Origin of the sequence: Stappia stellulata, assembly GCF_020176715.1 — a bacterium.
Classification (GTDB): domain Bacteria; phylum Pseudomonadota; class Alphaproteobacteria; order Rhizobiales; family Stappiaceae; genus Stappia.
Window position 1 is genome coordinate 266,782 of the sequence record NZ_JAIVMF010000004.1, and the last position, 25,146, is coordinate 291,927.

Below are 25,146 nucleotides of genomic sequence, written 5' to 3' on the forward strand. Positions count from 1 at the left end.
GGGATGGACTAGATGGTGACGTCGAGGCTTTCGATGGCGGAATCGATGGCGTCGTTCTGCTCGCCGATCTTCGACTGCGCTTCGTTTTGCACCCGCTGCACCACCTTCTGGAACAGGAGCTCGGTGGCCGCCTGGGTCGCGCCGACATTGACGCCGAAGACGTTGGAGGCGACCGCCTGCTGGTTCAGGAACTTTTCGTTGTGGTCCCGCTGCTTGGCACGCCACGCCTTGTTCCGTTCGTAGAACGAAAACTTCTGCGCCTTGCCAAAAGAAGAACCGATGCCGGCCATGGGGGTTGATGCATTCCTGTTGTTCGGTCGCAATCCTCGCCCGCTTATGGTTAACGCCGGTTTAACGTTTTGCGCGTTTTGCAAGCGCGCCGCGCGTCAGGCGGGTGCCGGGGTGGCCGGCACCTGCTGGGTGATGCAGTGGATGTTGCCGCCGCCGAGCAGGATCTCGCGGCCCGGAACGCCGATGATCTCCCGCGTCGGGAAGAGGTCTTGCAGGATATGCCGCGCCGCGCCGTCGGTCGCTGGATCGAGCAGGGGAAACACCACGCGGCCGGTGCCGATGTAGAAATTGGCATAGCTCGCCGCCAGCCGCTGGCCGCCGCCACGTGCCATGCCGGTCGTCGCCGCAGCGATTCCGGCCGCCTCGCTCGCGCTCATGTAGAGCGGCCCCGGTGCCGGCAGCTTCACGATCTCGAGCCTGCGCCCCCTTGCATCGCGCACTGTCTCCAGCAATGCGAGCGCCTCGGCCGAGCGCTCGGCTTGCGGATCGTCGCGGTCCTCGGTCCAAGTCAGCGCCACGAGGCCGGGCGCACAGACATGCAGCAGATTGTCGACGTGACCGGTGGTCTCGTCCTCATGCACGCCGCGCGGGATCCAGATCACCGTCTCGACGCCGAGGTAGTCCTTCAAAAGGTCCTCGATCTCTGCTTTCGAAAGTCCGGGATTGCGGCCGGGGCTGAGCAGGCATTCCTCGGTGGTGAAGGCGGTTCCCTCGCCGTCGACATGGATCGCGCCGCCTTCCAGCACGAAGGGCGCGCGGTAGTGCTCGACGCCCTCAAGCTCGGCGACGCGCGCCGCCACGGCGTCATCCCGGTCCCAGGGCGTGTAGAGGCCGTTGAAATCGCCGCCCCAGGCGTTGAAGCGCCAGTCGACGGCCCGGCGGCGCCCCTTGGCGTCGATGACGAAGGTCGGGCCGATGTCGCGCATCCAGGCATCGTCGCTCGCGATCTCGACAACGCGAATGCCGGGCGACAGTCGCGCGCGGGCGTTGGAAAACTGTGCGCGCGAGACCGCCATCGTTACCGGATCGGAGGGGTGGATCGCCTCGGCGACGGCCGCGAAGGCCTCTTGCGCCGGTCCTGCATCCAGCCGCCAGTTGTCGGGCCGCTCCGGCCACATCATCCAGCAGCCCGAATGCGGCTCGAACTCGCCGGGCATGCGGAAGCCGTCGGCGTGCGGGGTGGAGGAGAGCGGGTGCGTCATCGTGGGTGTCATGTCCGGCGCGTGGTCCCGTCGAGGGTCGTCAGGGGGGTGTAGAGCTCCGGCCGGCGGTCACGGAAGACGCCCCATGCGGCGCGAAGGGCAGCGACCTCGTCGAGGTCGAAACGGGCGGTGAGCACCGTCTCGCTCGTGCGGTCGGCCTCCGCCAGTTTGGCACCGGTGGCATCGGTGATGAAGGACGAGCCGTAGAAGGTCAGTTCCGTGCCGGCCCGGCCCGGCTCGGTGCCGATGCGGTTGGCGGCGACCAGCGGCATCAGGTTGGCACCGGCGTGACCCTGCATCACGCGCTGCCAGTGCGCGGCGGAATCCCAGTCGGGGTCGAGCAGTTCCGAGCCGATGGCGGTCGGGAAGAACAGCATTTCCGCGCCCATCAGCGCCATGGCGCGCGCGGTTTCGGGAAACCACTGGTCCCAGCAGATCCCGACGCCGATGCGGCCGAAGCGGGTGTCGAAGGCGCGAAAGCCGGTGTCGCCGGGCGAGAAATAGTATTTCTCCTGGTAGCCCGAGCCTTGCGGGATGTGGCTCTTGCGGTAGATCCCGAGATTGCGCCCGTCGGCGTCGATGATCGCGATGGAGTTGAACCGCGCCTGGCCCGCGCGCTCGTAGAAGCTGACGGGGATGACCACGCCGAGCTCTTTCGCCAGCGCCTGCATCCGGGCGATCGCGACATGTCCCTCTGCGGGCTGGGCGCGCAGCAGAAGGTCCGGCGCCTCGTCCTGGCAGAAGTAGGGATATTCGAACAGCTCCTGCGGCAGGATGATGTTCGCGCCCTTTCGCGCAGCCTCGCGGATCAGCCGTTCGGCGCGGTCGAGATTGGCGTCGCGGTCTGGCGAACACGCCATCTGCAGGGCGGCGAGGACGACGGGGCGCATGAAAACTCCGCGAGAAGTTGCGTTGCCGGTAGGCGGGACGGGCCGGTTAACCGCAAAGACTATCGGATGTGGACGCTTGCGCCAATTGCCCGGATTGCCGGTGCGGCCGCTTGATCCGCGCAAGCCGCAGGGCTAGGTGAGGGGACCCTAGATACCTCTTTTCGTGTGAGATCTATGCCCAGCCTGTCCGTCGACCTCTCCGGCTACACCGATCTGCCCGCCGGCAAGATCGCCAACATCGTCACCTTTCTGGAGATGCGCGCGCGTCCTGAAACTCGCGAGGTGGCGCGGCCCGACCTGCGGCTGGAGCGGATCGAGACGCCCGATCCGGCGGACTACCGCCGGCTGTTTCGCCGCATCGGCGACCCGTGGCTGTGGTTCGGCCGGCTCGGTCTCGACGATGCGGCCCTCGTCAAGACCCTGACCTCACCCGGCCACGAGGTCTACTATTGCCGAACGGAAGACGGCGATGCGGCCGGTCTTCTGGAGCTTGATTTTTCCCACCCCGCCGATGTCGAGCTGGCCTATTTCGGGCTGGTTCCGGAGGCGATTGGCGGCGGCGCCGGGCGCTGGCTGATGAACCAGGCCATCGACAAGGCCTGGGCGCGGGCCGGCACCACGCGCTTCTGGGTGCACACCTGCACGGCCGACAGCCCGCAGGCGCTCGGCTTCTACATGTCGAGCGGCTTCATGCCCTACAAGCGGGCGATCGAGATCGAGGACGATCCGCGCCTGACCGGCGTCTTGCCCCGGGACGTCGCGCCGCGCATCCCGCTGATCGCCGACTGAGGCCCGCCGCGCGGCTCAGGCCGTCATCTTCAGCCAGATACCGCCGGTGGCTGCGCGCAGGTCTTCGACGGTGGTGCGGAAGACGCTGTTCGGCGCGCCGCCCGCCGCCCAGACGGTGGTGAATTGCGCCAGATCCTCGTCGATGAAGACGCGCAGTTCGCCGATATGGCCGAGCGGCGCGACGCCGCCGATGGCAAACCCGGTGCGCTCGCGCACGGTGCGGCCGTTGGGGCGGGTGAGCGCTTCGCCGAGATGGCGGCCGACGGCGGCCTCATCCACCCGGTTCACGCCGCTGACGAGCAGCAGCACGACCGTGTCGCTTTCGGCGCCGAGATAGACGAGGGACTTGACGATTTCCGCAATCGAACAGCCGCAGGCGGCGGCCGCTTCCTCTGCGGTGCGCGTGGAAGCGGGCATCTCGACGATCTCGATGTCGAGGCCGGCACCGCGCGCGGCGTCCAGAACGCGGTCGGTGCTTGATTGTTTTGCCATGAATCAGTCCTAATGTTCGTTAACCATAAAAACGACTTTGATCGTGGATGAATCTTTCACGGGGAGTCGGGCTGCTGCGATTGCAGAATGGGTGTGGTAAGCATTTTCGTTAAGAGTTCGTTTACCGGGTGAGCGCGGGAAAGACCCGTCGTCCGTGGTTGAAAACAGGGTGCCGCATGAGCAGATCGCGCGACAATGTCGTTCCGCACGCCAAGGTGCGCAGTCTTCGCGACGCAATTCGCAAGGTCAAACTTGCAGAGGTCGAGCGTACCGATGTCGTTGTGGATTTGAAGGAATCCGAGCGGGCCCGTCTGGAACTCTTGGCGGAAGAGCTTCAGGACGTCTTCAAGGAGGTTCCGGAAGACGACGACCAGTTCTCCTTCCAGATCGTCGCCGGCAACCTGCCGCGGCTGTGGATCGACATCACCAGCCATGTCGCCATGGGGCGCGACAAGCGCGTGTATCGCTTCATTAAGGACACGCGAATCGGCCGCACGGTGATTCTCGAGACGCCCGAGCTTGAGGACATGGCCGACTGCATCACCGAATATATCGCCGAGCGGGTGCTGGAGCGCGAGCGCGCGGTGGAGGGCGACTGGCTGACCAAGCGGCTGAAGGAAGCCCCGCGGGCGGAAGATCCCCCGGCCGGTGCGCCGGTCGAAGCGCCGGTGCCGAGTGTGCGCGGCCTGTGGGCGCCCTTTGCCGCCTTTGCCATCGGCCTGCTGGTCGGGGCTGCCGGTCTTGTCGGCTATGCCTGGTTCGCCAATCCGCTGAACTGATCGCGGCAAGGCGGTCCGGTGCGCGGACAGACCTTTCATCGACGGTCCTAGCCCGGAATGACCAGGTGCCGGCTGGCGAGATGTTCGACCGTCGCCTTGTCGCCCGATGCACTTGCCCGATAGCCGCGTTCTTCCATCTCGCAGTTCCAGTTTCCGGGCGATCCCGAAATCGAGAACAGGTTGTAGCGTGCGGCCGGGCGCTTGTGGCCGGGCGCATTCGAGGCCGACGGCACGCCGATCACCGGAACCGGTCCCCTGGGACCGTCGATCTCCACACGGGTCGCCAGATGGGTGTGGCCGTGCAGCACCAGTTCGCAGCCGGAGCGCTTGATCGCGGCGCGCACGCGCGAGGCATCCGTCAGCCGCTTGTGCCAGCCGGTGGCGCCGCGTTGCGGCGGATGGTGGATCATGACGACACGGAACGCGCCCTCGTCGCCGAGCTTTACAAGCGTTTCGCGAAACGCCCTGGCCTGCCGGCTGCCGACCCGGCCCGTCGCGAACCAGGGGCCGCTGGCGCGGGCGCTGGAAACGCCGACGATGGCGACCGGTCCGCGCCGCCGCACGAAGGGAAAGGCGGGCTCATGGCAGTCGTCGCCGGTCATATAGGGCGACCAGGCATGCAGCGCGCGGCGCAAGGCGCCCGGCACATAGGCATCGTGGTTGCCCGGAACGAGCGAGGCGAGATCCGGCGGGGCGAGGGCGTCGAGCCAGTGGCGGGCGGCCGAGATTTCCAGGTCGAGCGCGATGTTGACCAGATCCCCGGTGACGGCGATGTGATCGGGCGCGCTTTCGTGAATATCCTCCACGATGCCGTCGAGCCAGGTCGCGGTCATCGAGCGGGCGCGGCTCCTGTGCCAGTTGACGTAGCCGATCACGCGCTTCGACAGAAGCTCGCGGATGCGGGTGTCGGGCAGCGGGCCAAGGTGGGGATCCGACAGATGGGCGAGACGAAACATGGTGCCACAACAAGGGGAAGTGTGGCGCCGGTCAAGCAAAAAGCGCCGCGGACGGATCCGGGCGCTTTGCGCGTGATTGGTGCGGATCTCGGTCCGCGCGTGCGGAGCCGGGGTCTGCGCTGGCTCAGTTGCCGCTGAAGGTCGTCAACACCGCGGCGATGCGCGGGTTGGTCAGGTCGACAGCCGGACGCCATGCATAACGACGGTTTGCGCGCCGCTGGAAGAACGCCGAGAACATGTCTCTCTCCTTGAGAATGCAGATTGGGGAAAACCATCTCTCCGGTCATCCGGGGGCACCCCTTCGCCTGCAGCGCGAATGTCGTTGAAACCGCCGTTTGCCACAAGCGCCAGTTTTGCAGTGCACCCATGCAGGGCACGCATGGTGAGTTAAGAATGTCTGTATATTTGCAACCCATGGAGCGCTCCGCCGCGCCGGCCATCCACGGAGGAAGAAACGTGCCGCCACCGACGTCCCTGCCGATGCGCGTGATGCGCCGCATCACCCTCGCCGCCAACCGCCTGCGCCGGACGATGACCCTCGGGGTGCGCATCGCCGTTCGCAGCGACGACGGCGGTATCCTGCTGGTGCGTCACAGCTACATGCCCGGCTGGTATCTGCCGGGCGGGGCGGTCGATCCGGGCGAGACGCTGGCAGAGGCCGCCGAACGCGAGCTTCTAGAGGAGACGGGCGCGCGGGCGCTGGCGCCGCCCCGGCTGTTTTCCATGTATCTCAACGCGCGTCAGTCGCCGCGCGATCACGTCGCGCTATTTTGCCTGGAGGAGGTGCAACTCGGTGACGGGCCGCCGGCTGGGCTGGAGATCAGCGAGACCGGGGTGTTTTCGCTGGACGCGCTTCCGCAGGACACGACGCCCGCGACCCGGCGCCGGATCGCGGAAATCAGCGGCGCCGCGCCCGTCGACGCCAGGTGGTAGCTTTCGGGTCTCAGGCGGCGGCCTGCAGCCGGCCACGATCATGCGGGGCGGTCAGGTCCAGCGCCGGGCCGACGGGAATGATACCGGTCGGATTGATGGTGTCATGCGACCCGTAGTAATGCGCCTTGATCGTCTCGAAGTCGCAGGTCTCGGCTATGCCGGGATGCTGATACAGCTCCTTCAGATAGTTGAAGAGGTTCGGATAGTCGGCGATGCGGCGGATGTTGCACTTGAAATGGCCGACATAGACCGGATCGAAGCGCAGCAGCGTGGTGAACAGCCGCCAGTCGGCCTCGGTGATCGCGTCGCCGATCAGGTAGCGTTGCCGGTCCAGCTTCTCCTCGAGCCATTCGAGCGTCTCGAACAGCTTCGTCACCGCCTCCTCATAGGCGTCCTGGGCGGTGGCGAAACCGGCCTTGTAGACGCCGTTGTTGACCGTGTCGTACACGCGGGCATTGACCGCGTCGATCTCGGCGAGCTGGGTCGACGGCGTGACGTCGAGGGCCGCGTTCACCCCCTCCAGACCGTTGAAGGCGGAGTTGAACATCCGCAGGATCTCGGCGGATTCGTTGGAGACGATCGTTTTGGTCTTCGTGTCCCAGAGAATCGGGACCGTCGCCCGGCCGGTGTAGACCGGATCCGCCTTCACATAGACCTGCCAGGCCGTCTCGGCGCCGGTCACCGGATCCGGTTCGGCGAAGGTCCAGCCGTTCTCCAGCATCAGCGGCTCGACCGCATTGAGCGAGATCTTGTCCTCAAGCCCCTTGAGCTTGCGCAGGATCATCGTGCGATGCGCCCAGGGGCAGGCATAGGAGACGATCAGGTGGTAGCGGCCGGCTTCCGCCTTGAAGCCGCCTTCGCCGCTGGGGCCGGGGCTGCCGTCGGGCGTGACCCAGTTGCGGAAGGCGGCGCTGTTGCGCACGAACCGTCCGCCCGTCGACTTGGTGTCGTACCAATCGGTGTTCCAAACGCCCTCTACCAGGAGGCCCATGACACATATCCTTCTCGTTTCGGGGTTTCAGTACTCACAATTGGGGAAAACGCTCCCATCTTCAATGGCCTGAATGGTGCGTTCGCCGAGAGTGAACGGTTACGGAGCACCAAGCTTTGGCTTTACGCGGGCGGGCGCGCGTGCTACCCACCCGCCTCGAAAGACGCGCTTTTGGCGCGCGAGCACATGATTGCGGCAACGGGCAATGATCAGGATCGAACGGCAGCGACGAAGAGACGAGCGACGAGGCACCCCCTCGCGCGTTGTCCTGCGTCCGCGCTGACGATCCCCGTGCTGCCCTTTTTCTGACCGCAGCTTTCGGATCCGCAGGCCACGCAGTTTCCAAGTCTTTCCTGCGTTTACGGATCCATACCCATGCTTGCATCGTCCTGGCTCATTCGGGCAGAAACCCCCGCCGACCTTCCTGAAATCGAAGCCCTTCAGGCGGAAGCCTTCGGCCCCGGCCGTTTCGCGCGCACCGCGTTCCGGCTGCGCGAGGGCGTTGCGCATGATCCCAGGCTGAGCTTCGTCGGCATGAGCGGCGATGCCCTGGCAGGCTCCGTCTGGCTCACGCCGATCACCATCGGCACCGCGCCGTCGCTCCTGCTCGGGCCGCTGACCGTCGCGCCCGCCTTCAAGAACCGGGGGCTGGGGCGTCTGCTCGTTGCGCATGTCATCAAGACGGCGCAGGCGCTGGGCGAGCGTTCGGTGCTTCTGGTCGGCGATGCGCCCTATTACGGGCCGCTCGGCTTCGCGCCGGTTCCGCCGGGAAGCATCGCGCTGCCCGGTCCCGCCGATCCGGCGCGGGTGCTTCTCGCCAATCTCAGGCCAGACGATCCGTTCCCGACCGGCGCGGTGCGCGGCGGACGCGCGCGGCTCGCCTGAGCGGCGCGGGGCGTCAGCGGCCCTCGCGGTACCACAACAGCGAGACCGCGCCGAGCAGCAGGGCAAGGCCAAGCAGCCCCTGGAACAGCGGGTAGCGGTCGACACCCTTCAGGACACTGGCATTCGTCGATTGCAGGCCGATCCATCCGTCGCCGGCAAAGGCGGTGGCGCGGCGCAGCGGCACCACCCGCGGCATCAGCAATTCCCCGCCGGCATCGGCGATCCGGCGGGTGGCGCCGCCGGTTTCCGCGCTGAGCGAGGCGAGCGTCGCGGTGGTGGACAGCACGTCGGTGAACTCGCGCGGGTTCGGCGGACCGACATGGACCAGCGCCTTTCGGGTGCCGTCATCCACCGTATAGAGGCCGAGATCGGGGGCGGGCGTGTTCGCGCGCCACAGTCCCGGCGCCACTTCCGTGGGTGTCAGCGTGCGGGTTTCGCCGCCGGGCAGGGTAAGAACGAGATCGCCGACGCTTTCGCCGATGGTCTGGCGCTCGGCGACGACCTCGGCCCCGCGCGAGCTCAGCCGCAGCGCCTCTTCCTCCAGGTCCGGTTCCTTCATCAGCCAGTGCGCCAGACGGCGAAGCAGCGCGACATGCGGACCGCCGCCCTCATAGCCGCGCGCCCACAGCCAGACGTGGTCCGACAGGAGCACCGCGACGCGGCCCTCGCCCTCGCGGCCGAGCACCAGCAGCGGCTTGTCGTTGGCCCCGTTCATCAGCGTTTCGGCATTGGCGACATTGGCCTCGACGAGACGGAACCAGCGGCTCCAGTCCGGTGGGGTCGCGTTGCCGCCCGGCAGGTCGCGGGTGACCGGATGACGGGTTCCCGTCTCCGAGATCTCGGCGCGGAACGGCTCTTCATAGACGACGCCGGTCGGCTCGGCCGGCAGGACGGGCGAGAGCGGCGTGCGGTAGATGCTGCCGCCGTCGGCATAGTCCGGGCCGCTTGCGACCAGCACCGCGCCGCCGTCGCGCACATAGCGGGCGATGTTGTCGAAATAGAGCAGCGGCAGCACGCCGCGCCGCACGTAGCGGTCGAAGATGATCAGGTCGAACTCGTCGATCTTGACCGAGAACAGCTCGCGGGTGGGAAAGGCGATCAGCGACAGCTCGTTGATCGGCGTGCCGTCCTGCTTGTTCGGCGGGCGCAGGATGGTGAAATGCACCAGATCGACGGAGGCATCGGATTTTAGCAGATTGCGCCAAGTGCGCTCGCCCGCGTGCGGACTGCCGGAGACCAGCAGCACCCGAAGGTTCTCGCGAATGCCCTCGACGGTGACCACGACCCGGTTGTTGAGCTCGGTCAGCTCGCCGGCGAGCGGATCTGCGGTGAACTCGAAGATGTTGTCGCCGCCATGGGCGATCTCGATCGGAATGTCGACGGTGGAGCCGGGCAGGGCGCGCTGTTCGGAGACGATCTCGCCGTCGCGGCGCACGACGATGCGCACGCGGGTCTGGGCCTCCGCCGGCCCGCGATCCTGCAATTGCAGGGTGACGACCTGTTCGGAGCCGACAAGCGCGAATTTCGGCGCGCGGGCAATCGCCAGCCGGCGGTCGACCTCGTCCTCGCGGCCCGTGATAAGCGCGTGAAGCGGGGCCTGGAAGCCGAGATCGGCCGCCGCCTCCGGGATGTCATGCACCTGCCCGTCGGTGATCATCACCGCGCCGCCGATGCGTTCGGGCGGAACGTCGGACAGACTGTCGGCAAGCGCGGAGAAAAGCGCGGTTCCGTCCGCGGCCGCCCCTTCGCCGCGCCCGGCGCGGGTCACCCGGATCTCATAGCCTGGCAGCGCGGAGATGCGGTCCTCCAGGGCCTCAAGGGCTGCCGCCGTCGTCGCGTCGCGCCCGTCGAGGCGCTGGCTCTGGCTTTCGTCGACGACGATGGACACCACGCTGGTCAGCGGTTCGCGATCCTCGCGCTCGATCGCCGGGCCGGCCAGGGCGATGACGACGAGCGCCATGGCGAGCCCGCGCAGCGGCCAGGCGGGCAGGCGCATCAGCATGGCGGCGGCGGCCAGAACGGCGGCGACGGCGCCGGCAAGCGCGAGCGCCCATATCGGCACCAGGGGATCGAAGGACAGGGACCAGATCAAAAGCGGTGCTCCTATTGTCCGAGACGTTCAAGCAGGGCGGGGATATGGACCTGATCGGCCTTGTAGTTGCCGGTCAGCGCATACATCACGATGTTCACGCCTGCGCGAAACGCGAAGTCGCGCTGCGTCTGGTTGGGCGGGACCGTCGGATAGAGGTAGGTTCCCGCCTCGTCGATCGCCCAGGCCGCGGCGAAGTCGTTGCCGGTGATCAGCACGGGCGACACGCCGTCGCCGGCCCTCACCGGCCGGCCCGACAGGCCGCCGGCGTCGCGTTCGCTCGCCTCGACCCAGAGCGGACTTCCGGCATAGCGGCCGGGAAAGCTGTCGAGCAGATAAAACGCCTTGGTCAGCACGTGATCGGCGGGGACGGGCTCGAGCGGGGGAATGTCGAGCCCGTCGAGCACGGCGCGCAGCCGGAGAACGGCCGGCGAGGCGCCGAGCCCGGAAATGCCCGACGACACCTGGTCGGCGGTGTCGAACAGGATGGTCCCGCCGTTGCGCATATAGGTGTCGATGCGCGCCAGCGCCTCGGGGGAGGGGCGGGCGCTGTCTTCCGAGATCGGCCAGTACAGCAGGGGAAAGAAGGCCAGTTCGTCGCGCGCGATGTCGACCCCCATCGGCGCTTCCGGCTCGAGCGCGGTGCGGCGGGCGAGAAAGCGCGTCAGCCCGTAGAGCCCCTGCCGGCTCGCCTCGTCGCGCGCGGCATTCCCCGTCACCACATAGGCAAGCCGCGTGTCGAGCGAGGCGTCCAGCGCCATCAGGTCGGCGGAGGTATCCTGTGCGAGCGCGGGCCTGCCGGGCAGGGCGGTGACAGCGAGCACCAGCAGCGCCGCACCGGCCGAGGTGGCGAAGCGGCCGCGCAACGGACGGCGGTCGCCGCGCAGCCAGATCATCGCCAGCGCGTCGGCGAAGAGAAGCAGCAGGGCGAGGACGAAGAACACGGGCCTGAGATCGCTGGCCGTCTGGGTCGGATAGGCGGCAATCTCGGCCGCGCCGCGCAAGGGTTCGAGGTCGAGCGGCATGACGTCCTCCGGCGCGCTGAAGAGGTTTATCGCGCGCAGGGCGTCGTCGCGTCCGTAGAAGCCCGGCGGATGGCGACGGCTTGCGGCGATCTCGCCGGCCGGGTCCACCGGCACGGCGGAGGCCGGCGGCGGCCCGAGGCGGCCGTAGCCGTCGAGAAGGCGCACCGGCGGCAGAACCGACGCCGGGTCGCCGGATGCGCGCCCCGTCTGCGTCGCCTCGCCGTCCGTGTCGGAGGCGGGCGCGGCGGCTCCCGAGAGCGCCACGATCCGCCGCAGCATTTCCACGAAGGTGCCGGATATCGGCAGGTTGGACCAGGCGGTGTCGGCGGAGACATGGAACAGGATGATGCGTCCGCGCCCCTGCTGCGATGCCGTGACCAGCGGTGTGCCGTCGGCAAGCAGTGCCCAGCTGCGCTCCGACAGGTCCGGCCCCGGTTCGGCAAGCACCTGCCGGTTGACGGTGACATCGCCGGGCACGTCGAGACCGTCGAAGGGCGAGGCGTCGGAGAAGCCCGACAGCGGCTGCGGATCGTCCCAGGACAGGCTGCCGCCAAGCGTGCGGTCGCCGGCGCGCAAGGGTGTGGGGATGAGGTCGTCGCTGCCGCCGGCAAGCCGCGGTCCGGCAAAGCGGACCAGAACGCCGCCCTGGTCGACCCAGCGCGCCACCTCGTCGCGCACGGAATCGCGCAGGCGGCCGACGTCGGCCATGATCAGGACGGAGACGCCCTCGTCGATCAGGGCCGGCACCGCCTCGTCGAGATTGTCGACGCGCGGACGGCGCAATTCGGTGAAGGGCGAGAGCGCCCGGTCGAGATAATAGAGCGGCGACAGCAGCGGCTGCGCCTGATCGACCGAGGCGCCGGAGACGAGCCCGACGGTGCGGCGCTGCGACCGGTCGTCCAGCAGCTGGACGCCGGCTGCACTCGCCTCGCCGGCGATCTCGAGGCGGGCGATGTCGTTACGTAGCTCGACCGGCAGGTCGAAGCGCACGGTCCCGGTCGTGCCGTCCTCGCCGAAGTCGGCGGGCACTTCGCCGATCACCAGGCCCTTGCGGTCGAGCGCGCGCACGCTGACCGGCGCGGTTGTCCCGGCCGGGCGCACAAGGATCGCGGTCAGGGCGTCGACGTCGTTTCGCGCCGCCGCAAGCACGGTCGGCTTCTGCAATTGGGTGTAGACGGTAAGCGCTGCCTCGCCGGCGATGGCGCGCAGGTCTTCCACGAAGCGCGGGTCGGTGCCGCCGGCGCTGTCGGTCGACAGCCAGATCACGGCGCCCGGCGCCTGTGCCGTGGCCGCCTTGCGCAGGCCGAGGGTGAGTTCGCCGCGCGCCGTCGGCCAGGGCCGCGGATCGAGCGCGCGCAGCCGGTCCAGTGCGATCCGCGCCGATTGCGGGACAAGCGGCTGGTCCGCTCCCTCGGCCGTGGCGGCGAGGAGCACGGGGCGGGCCTGGTCCGCCGCCGTTTCCAGAAGGCGCTCCGCCGTTCCGCGCTGGGTTTCCCAGTCGCCGGCCGAGGCCCAGCCGTTGTCGACGACAAGCCACAAGGGGCCGTCGCCGGCGGGCGCATCGGCGCTCGGGCGCCAGACCGGGCCGGCGAGCGCGATGATCAGCGCCGCCGCCAGCGCGAGGCGCAGCAGCGTCAGCCAGAGCGGGCTCTTGTCAGGCGTCTCCTCGCGCTTGTCGATGTCGGCGAGAAGCCGCGCGGGCGGAAAGGCGACCTGGCGCGGGCGCGGCGGGATGAGGCGCAACAGCCACCAGATCGCCGGCAGCAGAAGAAGCGCGGCAAGCGCCAGAGGCGTTGTAAAGCCGAGCGGCAGGAAGGACATCATGCGCCGTCTCCCTTGCCGTCCTGCATCAGGTGACCGCTCAAGCGGCTGTGCAGCACCAGCATCGGTTCCGCCGCCGGGCGGTCGGTATGGTGCACCAGGAAGGTCCATCCGGCCTTGCGCGCGACATCGCGCAGGGTCTCGCGGTGGGCGTTGAGGCGGGCGGTATAGGCGGCGCGCCAGTCCTCGGCCTTGCCGCTGGTCAGCCGGAAGCCGCTCTCGGGGTCATGAAACTCGGTGCGCCCGGTGAAGGGAAAGGTCTCCTCGATCGGGTCGAGCAGCATCACGACATGGGCGCGCGCGCCGGTCGCCGCGACCGTTTGCATCCAGACCAGCGTCTCCTCCAGCGGATCGAGCAGGTCGCCGATCAGAACGACATCGGAAAACCGCCGGATTTCATGGGCGTCGGGCAGGCTGACCGGATCCCTGACGTGGGCAAGCGCCGAGGCGATGCGCTCGGCCGCGTGCCGGTCGGAGACCGGACGGCGCAGGCCGGGCAGGCCGACGCGCTCGCCGGTTTCGGCCAGAAGGTCGGCCAGCGCCAGCAACAGCACCAGCGCGCGGTCGCGCTTGGTGGTCTGCGAAAGATGCGAGCGGAACGCCATGGAGGAGGAAAGATCCGCCCACAGCCACACCGTATGGGCGGCCTCCCATTCGCGCTCGCGCACGTAAAGATGATCGTCGCGCGCGGAGCGGCGCCAGTCGATGCGCTTGACCGGCTCGCCGGCGACGAAGGGGCGGAACTGCCAGAAGTTCTCGCCAGCGCCCGCGCGCCGGCGTCCGTGCCAGCCGGCATTGACCGTCATGGCCACTTGTCGCGCCTCGACCAGAAGGTCTGGCAGGGCGTCGGCGAGCGCGCGGGCGCGCCCGACCACCTGCGGCCAGGCCTCTCCCTCGGCTTGCTCCGGGGCGGCGCGGGGCGATGCGAAGCGCGAAAGGCCCTCCATCGGCGGTTACCCGATCCGGCTTTTGACGCGCCCGATCAGGCTGCGGATGGTGTGGCCGTCGGCGCGGGCGGCAAAGGTCAGCGCCATGCGGTGCTGCAGCACCGGTTCGGCGAGCGCGAGCACATCGTCGACGGAAGGGGCGAGGCGGCCGTCGACCAGCGCGCGGGCGCGCACGGTAAGCATCAGCGCCTGGCTGGCGCGCGGTCCCGGACCCCAGGCGATCAGGCCGTCGAGCTCGTCGTCGGTCTCGCCCGGACGGGCCGAGCGCACCAGCTCCAGGATTGCCTCGACAACGCTCTCGCCGACCGGCATGCGGCGCACCAGCTGCTGGCAGGCGATCAGGTCCTCGCCGTTCAGCACGGCCTCGGCATCGGCGTCATGAGCGCCGGTGGTTTCCATCAGGATGCGGCGTTCCGCGTCGCGGTCGGGATAATGCACGTCGATCTGCATCAGGAAACGGTCGAGCTGGGCCTCGGGCAGCGGATAGGTGCCTTCCTGCTCCAGCGGGTTCTGGGTGGCGAGCACATGGAAGGGGCGCGGCAGGTCGTAGCGCTGGCCGGCGACCGTGACGTGATACTCCTGCATCGCCTGCAGCAGCGCCGACTGGGTGCGCGGGCTGGCGCGGTTGATCTCGTCGGCCATCAAGAGCTGGGAGAACACCGGCCCCTTGATGAAGCGGAACTGCCGGCTGCCGTCGGGGGCCTGGTCCATCACCTCGGCGCCGAGGATGTCTGAGGGCATCAGGTCGGGGGTGAACTGGATGCGCCGCGCGTCGAGGCCGAGCACCGTGCCGAGCGTTTCGACAAGCTTGGTCTTGGCAAGGCCTGGAACGCCGACGAGCAGCCCGTGACCGCCCGACAGCAGCGTCACCAGCGCCCGCTCAACCACGCTTTCCTGACCGAAGATGATGCGCGCGATCTCGCGCCGGGCGGCCGAGATCTTTTCCATGGCCGCCTCGGTGTCGCGGGCGATTTCTTCCGGGTCGATGTCGGGTTGCGTGATGGCACTCATGTCCGCTGCGTCCTTCCTGATTCTGCGCCTAGTTTTTTGTCGCCAGACTTCTGTCGCAAGTCTTCCGTTGCCAGTATGGGCCGTCCCGCGTCTCCTGTCGCACCCGGAATGCGCCGCCGGCGAGGTCGTTCGCTCGCCTGGCCTCCGACCGGCCGGTTTGACAGCCTCGCGCCCGCGCCGTAAGCCGATGGGAGGGCATCGCGACGCACCCTCTTGCGCCGGATCGCCACCGCCCCACCTTTCAGTGGGATTGGCCGGCTCGAGTCATCCATGTCAAAACAGGGTATGGGCCAAATCATGGCGGGGACAACTCGATTGACGCAAAAAGCGAAGGACGACATTCGCCGCGACGGGCCGGAGACACTTCCCGCGGGCCTTGCGGATCTCGTTGCACGCGCCGGCAGCGGCCGCACAACCCCGCCGGTGGAGCGCTGGAACCCGCCGTTTTGCGGCGACATCGACATGCGGATCTCCGCCGACGGGCGCTGGCACTATCTCGGCTCGCCGATCGGGCGGGAGCGTCTCGTGCGCCTGTTCGCCTCCGTCCTGCGCCGCGACGAGGACGGCCGTCACTATCTCGTGACCCCGGTCGAGCGCATCGGAATCACCGTCGACGACGCGCCGTTCCTTGCGGTCGAACTCTTTGCCGAGGGCGGGGGGAGCGACCGGGTGATGACGCTGCGCACCAATGTCGGCGATGTGGTGCGGGTCGATGCCGATCATCCGTTGCGCTTTGCCGCCGAGCCCGAGACCGGCGGGCTGAAGCCCTATGTCACCGTGCGCGGCCGCCTGGAGGCGCTGTTCTCGCGCCCGCTGTTGCATCAGCTTGCGGACATGCTGGAAGAGGATCCCGAAACGCCCGGACGCCTCGGCGTGTGGAGCGGCGGCGTGTTCTTCCCCGTCCCCGCCGAGGTCGCCGCGCCCGACGGGGAGGAGGCGACGTGAGCCTCGCCGCCGACGCCGGCGACCGGGGCTTTTTGGCCTCCGCCGAAGCCTTCACGCATCATGCCAGCACCCGCATCGAGCGCGTCGCGCGCGGCGAGGTCGGCGATCATATCCTCAATCCGGACCTTGGACCCTTTGCCTTCGCCAAGCGTCCGCCCCGCGATGCGGCGGTGCTGATCGCCGTCGTCGAACGGGCCGAGGGCGCGAGCGTCATCCTGACCCAGCGCACGGATCACCTGCCGTCCCACGCCGGGCAGATTTCGCTTCCGGGAGGCAAGATCGAACCGCATGACGACGGTCCGCTCGGCGCGGCCCTGCGCGAGGCGGACGAGGAAATCGGCCTGTCGCCCGGTCTCGTGCGGCCCGCCGGCATTCTTCCCACCTATCTGACCGGTTCCGGGTATAGGGTGGCCCCGGTGGTGGCGCTGGTTGATCCGGCGGCCCGTCTGACGCCCGATCCCGGCGAGGTGGCCGAGGTCTTCGAGGTTCCGCTCAGCTTCCTGATGGACGAGGCCAATCACCTGCGGCAAAGCCGGATGCTCGCCGGCAAGCCGCGCTATTTCTACGCCATGCCCTACAGGGAGCGCTACATCTGGGGCGTGACTGCCGGGATCCTGAGGCTCTTGTACGAAACGGTTTGCCGCTGATGCTGCGTATTGTTCTTACCCAACTGTTCCTGTTCGCGCTGCCCTTCATCGGGTATGCGGTCTGGCTCTTCGTCAACAAGAAGGCGCAAACCTCCGAAAACTGGCGCAAGGGACCGATTATCTGGATGGTCATCGGCGGCTGCGCTCTGGCGATTGCCGGCATGGTGTGGCTCGCCACCTTCGAGGGGCTGCCGGAAGGAAAGGTCTACAAGCCGGCGGAACTGCGTGACGGGGTGTTCATTCCCGGCCGCTACGAATAGGGCGTGGTGCTATCTATGACCGCGCGGATCACCGCGGACTGGCTGCATGAGCCGGCGCTTCAGGCCGTCTTCGACGCGCTCGAGACCGATGGCGACACCGCGCGCGTGGTCGGCGGCGCCGTGCGCAACACGCTGCTTGGCCTGCCCGCCACCGATATCGACATCTCGACCACGGCGGAACCGTCCGCGGTGATGGAAAAGGCGGCTGCCCACGGGCTCAAGGCCGTTCCGACCGGCTTCGACCACGGTACCGTCACGCTGGTTACGCGGGGCACCCCCTATGAGGTGACCTCCCTGCGCGAGGACGTGAAGACCCACGGCCGGTCCGCAACCGTGCGCTTCGGCCGCAGCTGGCAGCATGATGCCGAGCGGCGCGACTTCACCATGAACGCGCTCTACTGCGACCGTCACGGCACCGTCTACGATCCGGTCGGCGGGCTGCCCGACCTTCGGGCCCGGCATGTGCGCTTCATCGGCGATCCGCGTCTCAGGATCGCGGAGGACTATCTGCGCATCCTGCGGTTCTTCCGCTTTCACGCCCAATATGGCGCCGGCGATCTGGATGCAGCCGGTATCGCGGCGGTCACAGAGCTTCGCGACGGGCTTGCCGGGCTGTCGGCGGAGCGCATCGGCATGGAAATGCGCAAGCTCGTCTCGGCGCCGCGAGCCGCCGAGACGATACAGGCGATGCGCGATGCCGGCATCGTGTCGCGGGTGCTGGCGACCCATGGCGGGCTGCGGCCGTTCCAGGATCTGCGCGCGCTCGATCCGCTGGCGCCGGAGGCGTGCTCGCCGGCGCTGGCGCTTGCCGTCCTCAGCGACGGCGGCGAGGCGGATCTTGACGACATGGCCGACCACTTGCGGCTGTCCAATGCGGAGCGCAAGCGCATGAAGGCCGCGCGCAGCGCCTCCGACATTCCGCGCGGCTGGGGCGAGGCGCGGCCCGCCCCCGTGAGCGACACGGAGATCCGGCGCCTGTTGTTTCTCGCCGGCCGCGAGGCCGCCATCGACGGCCTGCTGCATGCCTGGGCAAATGCCGGCACGGGGCCTGAGGATCCGGTGTTCCTGCCGGCGCTTGAGCGCCTGCGCGAGGCCGAGATCCCGGTGTTTCCGCTGACCGGCAAGGATCTTCTCGCCGCAGGAGTACCGGCAGGCCCCCATGTCGGAGAGGCGCTGGCACGGGCGCAGGCCGCCTGGATCGACAGCGATTTCTCGCTCGATCGCGACGCTCTGCTGGCCGTCGCGACGGGGGCTTGAGTTTTCGCTCCAACAGCAAGATTTCGCTATCTCGCCGTGTTTTCCCCGGCGCCGCACCCGGTGCGCCGACCGTTGGCTTGACCGAGGTCAACGTAGCGGAAGCCGTTTTGGGGTTTGCTGAAGGCCGATGGTCGCCGCCGGGGCGCAGAGACGGACCGGCCGGCCGCGTTCGCACCGCAGGCGAAACCCAAAAAATGTGGAGGGAACCGAGATGACCGAACATGTTCTCGTGGCAACCGACGGGTCCGACATGTCGCGCAAGGCCGTGGAGATGGCGGCGCGGATCGCCGCCGCCTTCGGCGCGCGCATGACGGTGCTGCACGTCCTGTTGCACGGAGATCGCGCGGAGGAGGCGAGCCGCCTTGCCGAGGTGGAGCACCTCGTGCGCGATGTCTCGAAACGTGTGATGCCCGATTTCGGCAATATGCCGGCGACGATGCAGGACCTGCTCGGGCAGGCGCACAGCAGCGAGGAAACCGCGCGAATGGTCTCCGCGCTTGGCGATGCCATCGCAGAGCAGGCCGCCAGCCGGGCGCGCGAGCTCGGCGCACCCGACGTGACGATCCGGGTGATGCCGGGCGACTATGCGAAGAGCATTCTCGAAACCGCCGAGGAGGTCGGCGCGGACCTGATCGTGATGGGCAGCCGGGGCCTCGGCGGTCTCAAGGGACTGCTTCTCGGCAGCGTGTCCAACAAGGTCGTCCAGCATGCCTCCTGCAGTGTGATCGCCGTCAGGTAGCGCGGTAGCGCCGCCGGAGGCGGCTCAGTCCTGCGCGAAGACACCGGTCGCGGTCAGACCCTCGATCCGGGTTTCGCCGTCTTCCTTCAGGATCCGGCGCGGCACCGCGCCGGCCTCGCGGGCGAGCGCATCCGCAAAGGCTTGCGAATGGGTGACGATCCAAAGCTGTGTCCGCTCGCAGGCCCGCGCAACGACGCGGGCCAGAGGGGCAAGCAGGTCGGGGTGGAGGCTTGCCTCCGGTTCGTTGAGGGCGACGAAGGCCGGCAGGCGGTAGGAGAGAAGCGCGCCCATCAGCGCCAGATAGTTGAGCGTGCCGTCGGACAGTTCATGGGCTGAAAAGGCGCGCGGCAGGTCGGGAAAGCGCATCGCGAAACGGGCCGTCGCACCGTCGACGCCGATTTCGAGCCGCGCGCCGGGAAAGGCGTCGGCAACCGCCTCGTCGAGCGCATGGGTGTCGACGCGCACCTCGCTCAGCGTGGCGAAGACGGCGGCGAGGTCGGACCCGTCGGGCGCGAGCGTCGGGGTGGTGAGCGCCAGCGCGGGCTTGCGCAGCGCCGCGTCCCGGTCGGTGCGAAACCCGTGGTGAAAGCGCCAGTCGGCGAACGCGCGTCTCACGATGTCGAGTTCGGGAAATCGTGCCCCGTCGCGAAAGGCGAAGAGGGCGGTCTCGGAGCCGAGAAGCTCGTTGGCGAAGGTCGCCCGCGTGCCGTCCGCCGCGCGCATGGTCGCGGTCGGTCCGGCGCGCTCCATCAGCACGATCGAACGGCGGCCGGCGGCGAGCGTCAGCTTTTCCGACTTCACCAGCGGTTCCAGCGGAAGGGCCGCGTCGGAACCGAGCTTGGGCAGGCCGATGGCGATGGAATAGGCCATGTCTCCCAGCCACGCGCAAAGCTCCAGGCGCACCGGCTGGCCCTTGCGCCGCGTGCCCGCCCACAGCACGCTTTCCACGCCGCCCTCTTCCGCAATCGCCCGGGTGATCCGCCCGAAGGCGGCTTCGCGAAGCAGCGAGAGCGCGCGGTAGAGGTTGGTCTTGCCGGTGCCGTTGCGCCCGACGAAGACGTTGAGCGCGCCGACCGGCAGATGCATCCGGCGGATCGAGCGGTAGTTCTCGATCCCCGCGGCGGTCAGCGGCGGCAGGCTCACGCGGACCGGCTCACGGCCATTTCACCACCGGAGGCATGGAGGAGAGGATCGAGGCGACATTGCCGCCGGTCTTGAGACCGAAGATCGTGCCGCGGTCGTAGAGCAGGTTGTACTCCACGTAGCGGCCGCGGCGCACGAGCTGTTCCTCGCGCTCCGCCTCGCTCCAGGGCTTGTGGTAGTTGGCGCGCACCAGCTTCGGGTAGACGTCGAGAAAGGCGAGACCGACGTCCTTGGTGAAGGCGAGGTCCGCATCCCAGTCACCGGAGTGCAGGTAGTCGTAGAAGATGCCGCCGATGCCGCGCGCCTCGTTGCGGTGCTTGAGGAAGAAATACTCGTCGCACCACGCCTTGTAGCGATCGTAGTCGGCGACCTCATGGGCGTTGCAGGCGGCCTCCATCGCGGCGTGGAAGGCGACCGTGTCGGGGTCGTCCTGGGTGCGGCGTGCATCGAGCACGGGGGTCAGGTCGGCGCCGCCGCCGAACCACTGGCGGGTGGTGACCACCATGCGGGTGTTCATGTGCACGGCCGGCACATGCGGATTGTGCAGATGCGCGATCAGCGAGATGCCCGACGCCCAGAAGCGCGGGTCCTCGGCGGCACCGGGGATCTGGCCGCGAAACTCCGGCGAGAACTCGCCGTGCACGGTGGAGATATGGACGCCGACCTTTTCGAACACCCGGCCCTTCATGATCGACATCACGCCGCCGCCGCCCTTGGCGCCGGAGGAATCGGTACGCTCCCAGGGCGAGCGTTCGAAGCGCCCCGGGTCGGTATCGGCAAGCGCGCCGGGCAGGGCCGCATGTTCGCCGGCGTCGTCCTCGATCGCCTCGAAGGCGGCGCAGATGCGGTCGCGCAGGCTGCGGAACCAGATCGCCGCCTCTTCCTTCTTGGCTTCGATGTCCGACGGAACCGGTCCGCCCTTCACGTCCTGTGTCGCTGCTTGTGCGCCGCTCATGGTGCCGTGTGTCCTCGCTGTCGTTCTTGGGTCCGTCCGGCGCGATCAGCGCCGGTAGATCAGGGGGTATTGCTCCGGTTCCACCGCATTGCCGTCGCAGTCCGGTTTCGCGCGATATTCGATCATCTCGAAGGCCGCGTCGACGACCCGGTGCCGCTCGAAGGTTCCGCAATCGCCAAGCCCGCGGTCGACGGTGAAGCTGGAGACCGTGCGGGTCGCGAGGTCCCAGACCGGATTGAACAGGACGTTGGCCGACATGCGCGGGTGCCCCTTCACGTTTTGGAAGGTCAGAAAGCCGAAGTCGCCCGGTGCGTAGATATTGACATGGGCATAGACATAGGCGGCATTGTGCATGCCGGCACTGCAGCCCAGTTCCCAGATCGCGCCTTCCTCGCTCGTCTGATAGCCGGTCACGCCGATGCGCTCCAGCGAGGCGCGCCAGTCGCACTCGTATGTGCTGTTCAGCGCCGAGATCAACGTGTCGGGCACATCGGCGATCCGCACGTCGTATTTCTCGAAGAGATTGCTGAAGTCGGTCCCGCCGTCGTTGCCGCCGTCGGTGGCGGAGGCGTTTGCCGGCGACGTCATGCAGCCCGCGCCGCCCTTCACGCTCATGCGGAAGGGAACATATCCCTGCCGGATCACCGTCAGCTTGCCCGCTTCCACCTCGATGGCCTCGCCTTCCTCGGGCGCGAAGGTCAGGTCGAGAATGACGCGGGTATCGCCGTCGTCGCTCCTGTAGAGCTGGACGGGGTAGAGATCGTAGCCGGTCGGCTCGCCGCCAACCGCGATGCGCCGCAGCCGGGGCACCTCCTCGCCGATGCGGATGCGAGCGGTGGAACGGGCGAAATCGAAGCCGAAATCCTCCAGGAAGACATGGGCGAAACGGTCCTCGTACGGATCGCGATTGGCCTGCCACAGCCGCAGCGAACAGGCGCTTGGCGGGGCGATGTCGGAGGTCTGGAACAGGCGCACGTCGAGGTCGGGTCCGTCTTCGGCGGCGACGGCGGGCGGGACGGGCGCGACCAGCGCGGATGCGACCAGCGCCGATGCCAGCCATCGTGCGGCCGGGGCAGTTCGCCTGCCACGGGTGTCCCTTGCCGATGTCATATGCCCCTCCGTTCGAACCCAGATCCTTGCCGCAACACTAGCTTGCACAAGGCGTTGCGCAAGCCCGCCGGCGATCATTCGACCTGGCCTGCGGGAAAGCCGCGCGTCTGGCGCAGGCCTTCGCCCAGCACCATGGCGGCCGAAACGGCGACATTGAGCGAACGCAGGCCCGGCGCCATGGGAATGATCAGGCGCGCGTCGGCACGCTCATGCACCGCCTGCGGCACGCCGGCGCTCTCGCGTCCGAGCATCAGCACGTCCGTTTCGGCAAAGTCGAAGTCGCAATAGGCTATCGCCGCCGCCGTGCTCATCAGCACCAGCCGCCGCGCGTTTTCCGCCCGCCATGTCTCGAAAGCGTCGAAGGACAGGTGGCGAACCAGCGGTGCGCGCTCCAGATAATCCATACCGGCCCGTCTGAGCGCGTGGTCGGACAAGGGAAAGCCCGCCGGCTCGATCAGGTGGACCTTGACGTCCATGCAGGCCGCCAGTCGCAGGATCGTGCCGGTGTTCTGCGGAATGTCGGGCTGGTAGAGCGCAAGGTCTGGCATGGCGGGACACATGGTTTGCGGTGCGGCCGGTCGGAGCGCGGGGGGCACCGCAGCCGGCGGGCGCCGCAATCGGCGCCTGCCGGGGTGATAGACTGGCGGGCCCGCACTGTCATTCCGATTCGTGCCGCGAAACGACCGGCGTGGCGGATCGGTCCCTGAAACCCGAAGCCCGGGGTGGTGAGCGCCTTGCTGTTTGAACGCATCTTCTCCTGGTTCGAGAGGCGGATCGACCCGCTGGTGCCGCTGCCGGAGCGTCCGGTGCCGCGCGGGGCGCTTGCCTATCTCTGGTTCTTCGTCTCCCAGGCGCGCTGGGCGTTTGCGGCGATGCTGGTGCTGGGCGGCGTCACCGCCGTTATCGAGGCCTCCCTTTATGTCTTCGTTGGCGATCTGGTCGATCGGATGCAGGCGGGCGGGCGCGACAGTTTTATGCGAGACAACGGCCTGGCCCTTGCCCTGATGGCGCTGACAATTCTGATCCTGCGTCCGCTTGCCGCCTCGCTCACCGCGTTGGTGGAAGAACAGATCGTCGTCCCCGGGTTCTTCAATCTGGTGCGGTTTCAGGGGCATTCTCAGGTGACGGCCAAGTCGCTCGCCTTTTTTCAGGACGAGTTCGCCGGCCGGATCTCGCAGAAGGTCTGGCAGTCGGGACAATCCGCTGGCGACTTTATGGTCAGTCTGCTGGAGATCATCTGGTTCATTGTCGTTTTCGCGCTGTTCACCCTGTCACTGGCCACCAGTCTCGATGGTGCCGTTGGCGTTGCGGTGTTGGTCTGGCTGGTCCTCTTTGCCGCAGCGGCGCGGGTGTTCGTGCCGCGTATTCGGAAAGGCGCCAAGGCGAGCGCCCACGCCGCCTCCGGCGTGACCGGCCGGCTGGTCGACAGCTATGGCAACATCCAGACGCTGAAGCTGTTTTCCGACGCGGCGCAAGAGGACGCGGGCACCCGCGCGGCCTATCGCGATTTTCTCGCCTCGGTCCGCCGGTTCACCCGCACGCTCACGGGTATGCGGATCGCGGTCAATCTGCTCTCCGGGGTGATGCTGACGGTGATCGCCACGCTCATTGTCTCCGCCTGGCAGGCGGGCACGGTGACGACCGGGGGTGTTGCGCTTGTGCTGGCGCTGGTGTTGCGGCTTCAGGTGCTGCTTGGCCGGCTGATGGGGCAGCTCAACGGGCTGTTTCGCGCGCTCGGCTCCTTGCATGACAGCGCAGAGACCATCACCCGGCCGGTGACGGTGACCGACCGTCCGGGCGCGCCGGCGCTCGCCGTCGACCGGGCCGGGATCGATTTCCAGAACATCCGCTTTCACTACGGCAAGGACGGCGGGGTGATCGAGGATCTGTCCTTGAAGATCGCGCCGGGCGAGAAGGTCGGCCTGGTCGGCCGCTCGGGCGCCGGCAAGTCGACGATGATCAACCTGCTGCTGCGTTTCTACGATCTGGAAGGCGGGCGCATCCTGATCGACGGGCAGGATATTTCCGCCGTCACGCAGGCGTCGCTTAGGGAGCGGGTCGGCGTGGTCACCCAGGACACCGCGCTGCTGCACCGCTCGATCCGGGAAAACATCGCGCTCGGCCGGGCCGGCGCGCGCGAGGACGAGATACGCGAGGCGGCGCGCCGCGCCCATGCGGAGACCTTCATCGCGGAGCTTTCCGACAACCGCGGACGCAGCGGTTTCGACGCCCATGTCGGCGAACGCGGCGTGAAGCTCTCCGGCGGCCAGCGCCAGCGCATCGCCATTGCCCGGGTGCTCCTGAAGAACGCGCCGATCCTTGTCCTCGACGAAGCCACCTCGGCGCTCGATTCCGAGATCGAGGCGGCGATCCAGGAGAGCCTCTCCGAGCTGATGCGCGACAAGACGGTGATCGCCATCGCCCACCGCCTGTCGACCATCGCGGCGATGGACCGGCTGATCGTGATGGACCGGGGCAGGATCGTGGAGGATGGACCGCATGAGGCGCTTCTGGAGCGCGGCGGCCTCTATGCCGACCTGTGGAACCGCCAATCGGGCGGGTTTCTCGCGCCGGAACGGGTTGCCTGACGACTGCCTGAATGTTGCGTTCGCGCAACAGGGTGATGCCTATATGCATCGTTGTGTCTGAGCCCGCTTTGCAATCGCCCGCGATCGTGTAAGGTTCGGATCGTGATCCCTGCGGTTTTTGCAGCGATCCGCCGCCGAGCCAATCGTCCACCAGCCCCAGACGCAGTAGAGGAGGGGTCGCATGATCGAAGTCGATATGCCCGATACCCGCATCGCCGCTGCCGGGGGTCTCATGTCGCCCTGTCGACAGGACACCGCCTCCGCTTCGTGACGGTCTGAGGCCCGGCGCCCGTCGCCGCGTTTTCTCGCCCGCGTTTTCCCATGATCTGCCGGATCCCGTCCGGCCCTCTTCTTCCTCGTCGCCGCACGCAATTCGCCTCCATTCGGCGAATGCGCGGATG

Annotated in this window: 24 protein-coding genes; 10 read left to right on the forward strand and 14 right to left on the reverse strand. The window is 68.0% G+C overall.

The genetic code is table 11. The features are described from left to right. Positions 1-8 precede the first annotated feature (8 nt). From LC092_RS07575 to aguB, 3 genes are all read right to left on the reverse strand, one after another. On the reverse strand, positions 9-290 hold the full coding sequence (locus LC092_RS07575; RefSeq protein ID WP_224805844.1) for a hypothetical protein: 282 nt from the start codon (positions 288-290) through the stop codon (positions 9-11). A gap of 96 nt (positions 291-386) precedes the next feature. Beyond that, the gene (gene aguA, locus LC092_RS07580; RefSeq protein ID WP_263627042.1) at positions 387-1,505 is read right to left on the reverse strand and encodes an agmatine deiminase; all 1,119 of its coding nucleotides are present in this window, start codon (positions 1,503-1,505) and stop codon (positions 387-389) included. Next, positions 1,502-2,383 carry an N-carbamoylputrescine amidase gene (gene aguB, locus LC092_RS07585; RefSeq protein WP_224805845.1) on the reverse strand — a complete coding sequence of 294 codons (882 nt, stop codon included), beginning with the start codon at positions 2,381-2,383 and terminating at the stop codon, positions 1,502-1,504. The genes aguA and aguB overlap by 4 nt, the downstream gene beginning before the upstream one ends. A gap of 174 nt (positions 2,384-2,557) precedes the next feature. Between aguB and LC092_RS07590 the strand changes: the two genes are divergently transcribed. After that, positions 2,558-3,172 carry a GNAT family N-acetyltransferase gene (locus tag LC092_RS07590; RefSeq protein WP_224805846.1) on the forward strand — a complete coding sequence of 205 codons (615 nt, stop codon included), beginning with the start codon at positions 2,558-2,560 and terminating at the stop codon, positions 3,170-3,172. Between the two features lie 15 nt (positions 3,173-3,187). Here the strand turns inward: LC092_RS07590 and LC092_RS07595 are convergent, their stop codons facing one another. Then, positions 3,188-3,664: a YbaK/EbsC family protein gene (locus LC092_RS07595; RefSeq protein WP_224805847.1), complete on the reverse strand. Its 477-nt coding sequence runs from the start codon at positions 3,662-3,664 to the stop codon at positions 3,188-3,190. A gap of 176 nt (positions 3,665-3,840) precedes the next feature. Between LC092_RS07595 and LC092_RS07600 the strand changes: the two genes are divergently transcribed. Next, on the forward strand, positions 3,841-4,443 hold the full coding sequence (locus LC092_RS07600; RefSeq protein ID WP_224805848.1) for a hypothetical protein: 603 nt from the start codon (positions 3,841-3,843) through the stop codon (positions 4,441-4,443). A 47-nt stretch (positions 4,444-4,490) separates the two neighbouring features. Here LC092_RS07600 and LC092_RS07605 read toward each other — a convergent pair whose 3' ends face one another. After that, the gene (locus LC092_RS07605; protein ID WP_224805849.1) at positions 4,491-5,399 is read right to left on the reverse strand and encodes a metallophosphoesterase family protein; all 909 of its coding nucleotides are present in this window, start codon (positions 5,397-5,399) and stop codon (positions 4,491-4,493) included. A gap of 456 nt (positions 5,400-5,855) precedes the next feature. On the opposite strand from LC092_RS07605, the gene LC092_RS07610 reads away from it, so the two are divergent. Continuing rightward, positions 5,856-6,332: an NUDIX domain-containing protein gene (locus LC092_RS07610; RefSeq protein WP_224805850.1), complete on the forward strand. Its 477-nt coding sequence runs from the start codon at positions 5,856-5,858 to the stop codon at positions 6,330-6,332. A 10-nt stretch (positions 6,333-6,342) separates the two neighbouring features. Here LC092_RS07610 and LC092_RS07615 read toward each other — a convergent pair whose 3' ends face one another. Beyond that, entirely contained in the window at positions 6,343-7,323 is a 981-nt protein-coding gene (locus LC092_RS07615) for a glutathione S-transferase family protein (protein ID WP_224805851.1), read from the reverse strand. 375 nt (positions 7,324-7,698) lie between these two features. Between LC092_RS07615 and LC092_RS07620 the strand changes: the two genes are divergently transcribed. After that, positions 7,699-8,208, forward strand: coding sequence for a GNAT family N-acetyltransferase (locus tag LC092_RS07620; protein WP_224805852.1), 510 nt, complete (start codon positions 7,699-7,701; stop codon positions 8,206-8,208). Positions 8,209-8,221: 13 nt separating this feature from the next. Here LC092_RS07620 and LC092_RS07625 read toward each other — a convergent pair whose 3' ends face one another. Genes LC092_RS07625 through LC092_RS07640 form a run of 4 tightly spaced genes read right to left on the reverse strand, consistent with a single transcriptional unit; the run spans position 8,222 to position 15,101 of the window. Then, entirely contained in the window at positions 8,222-10,300 is a 2,079-nt protein-coding gene (locus LC092_RS07625) for a hypothetical protein (protein WP_224805853.1), read from the reverse strand. Between the two features lie 11 nt (positions 10,301-10,311). Next, positions 10,312-13,146 carry a DUF4159 domain-containing protein gene (locus LC092_RS07630; RefSeq protein ID WP_224805854.1) on the reverse strand — a complete coding sequence of 945 codons (2,835 nt, stop codon included), beginning with the start codon at positions 13,144-13,146 and terminating at the stop codon, positions 10,312-10,314. Next, positions 13,143-14,090, reverse strand: a complete 948-nt coding sequence (locus LC092_RS07635) for a DUF58 domain-containing protein (RefSeq protein WP_224805855.1) — start codon at positions 14,088-14,090, stop codon at positions 13,143-13,145. Before LC092_RS07635 ends, LC092_RS07630 begins: the two co-directional genes overlap by 4 nt. A 6-nt stretch (positions 14,091-14,096) precedes the next feature. Next, entirely contained in the window at positions 14,097-15,101 is a 1,005-nt protein-coding gene (locus tag LC092_RS07640; RefSeq protein ID WP_224805856.1) for an AAA family ATPase, read from the reverse strand. 315 nt (positions 15,102-15,416) lie between these two features. Between LC092_RS07640 and LC092_RS07645 the strand changes: the two genes are divergently transcribed. From LC092_RS07645 to LC092_RS07665, 5 genes are all read left to right on the forward strand, one after another. After that, the gene (locus tag LC092_RS07645; protein ID WP_224805857.1) at positions 15,417-16,046 is read left to right on the forward strand and encodes a DUF1285 domain-containing protein; all 630 of its coding nucleotides are present in this window, start codon (positions 15,417-15,419) and stop codon (positions 16,044-16,046) included. Further along, positions 16,043-16,693: an NUDIX hydrolase gene (locus LC092_RS07650; RefSeq protein WP_412103537.1), complete on the forward strand. Its 651-nt coding sequence runs from the start codon at positions 16,043-16,045 to the stop codon at positions 16,691-16,693. Before LC092_RS07645 ends, LC092_RS07650 begins: the two co-directional genes overlap by 4 nt. Beyond that, on the forward strand, positions 16,693-16,953 hold the full coding sequence (locus tag LC092_RS07655) for a DUF6111 family protein (protein WP_224805858.1): 261 nt from the start codon (positions 16,693-16,695) through the stop codon (positions 16,951-16,953). Before LC092_RS07650 ends, LC092_RS07655 begins: the two co-directional genes overlap by 1 nt. 15 nt (positions 16,954-16,968) lie before the next feature. Beyond that, positions 16,969-18,210 (forward strand): CCA tRNA nucleotidyltransferase, encoded by a 1,242-nt coding sequence (locus tag LC092_RS07660; RefSeq protein WP_224805859.1) that lies wholly within the window; start codon positions 16,969-16,971, stop codon positions 18,208-18,210. Between the two features lie 211 nt (positions 18,211-18,421). After that, complete coding sequence (locus tag LC092_RS07665; protein WP_224805860.1) at positions 18,422-18,949, forward strand: universal stress protein; 528 nt, start codon at positions 18,422-18,424, stop codon at positions 18,947-18,949. A 24-nt stretch (positions 18,950-18,973) separates the two neighbouring features. Here the strand turns inward: LC092_RS07665 and LC092_RS07670 are convergent, their stop codons facing one another. From LC092_RS07670 to LC092_RS07685, 4 genes are all read right to left on the reverse strand, one after another. Then, positions 18,974-20,035: an AAA family ATPase gene (locus LC092_RS07670; RefSeq protein WP_263627055.1), complete on the reverse strand. Its 1,062-nt coding sequence runs from the start codon at positions 20,033-20,035 to the stop codon at positions 18,974-18,976. Positions 20,036-20,102: 67 nt separating this feature from the next. Beyond that, entirely contained in the window at positions 20,103-21,047 is a 945-nt protein-coding gene (gene hemF / locus LC092_RS07675; protein ID WP_224805862.1) for an oxygen-dependent coproporphyrinogen oxidase, read from the reverse strand. A 45-nt stretch (positions 21,048-21,092) separates the two neighbouring features. Next, the gene (locus LC092_RS07680; RefSeq protein ID WP_224805863.1) at positions 21,093-22,157 is read right to left on the reverse strand and encodes a DUF1176 domain-containing protein; all 1,065 of its coding nucleotides are present in this window, start codon (positions 22,155-22,157) and stop codon (positions 21,093-21,095) included. A 74-nt stretch (positions 22,158-22,231) separates the two neighbouring features. Further along, positions 22,232-22,705 carry a tRNA (cytidine(34)-2'-O)-methyltransferase gene (locus LC092_RS07685; protein ID WP_224805864.1) on the reverse strand — a complete coding sequence of 158 codons (474 nt, stop codon included), beginning with the start codon at positions 22,703-22,705 and terminating at the stop codon, positions 22,232-22,234. 189 nt (positions 22,706-22,894) lie between these two features. Between LC092_RS07685 and LC092_RS07690 the strand changes: the two genes are divergently transcribed. Continuing rightward, the gene (locus LC092_RS07690) at positions 22,895-24,745 is read left to right on the forward strand and encodes an ABC transporter ATP-binding protein (RefSeq protein WP_412103540.1); all 1,851 of its coding nucleotides are present in this window, start codon (positions 22,895-22,897) and stop codon (positions 24,743-24,745) included. The last annotated feature ends 401 nt before the right edge of the window (positions 24,746-25,146 follow it).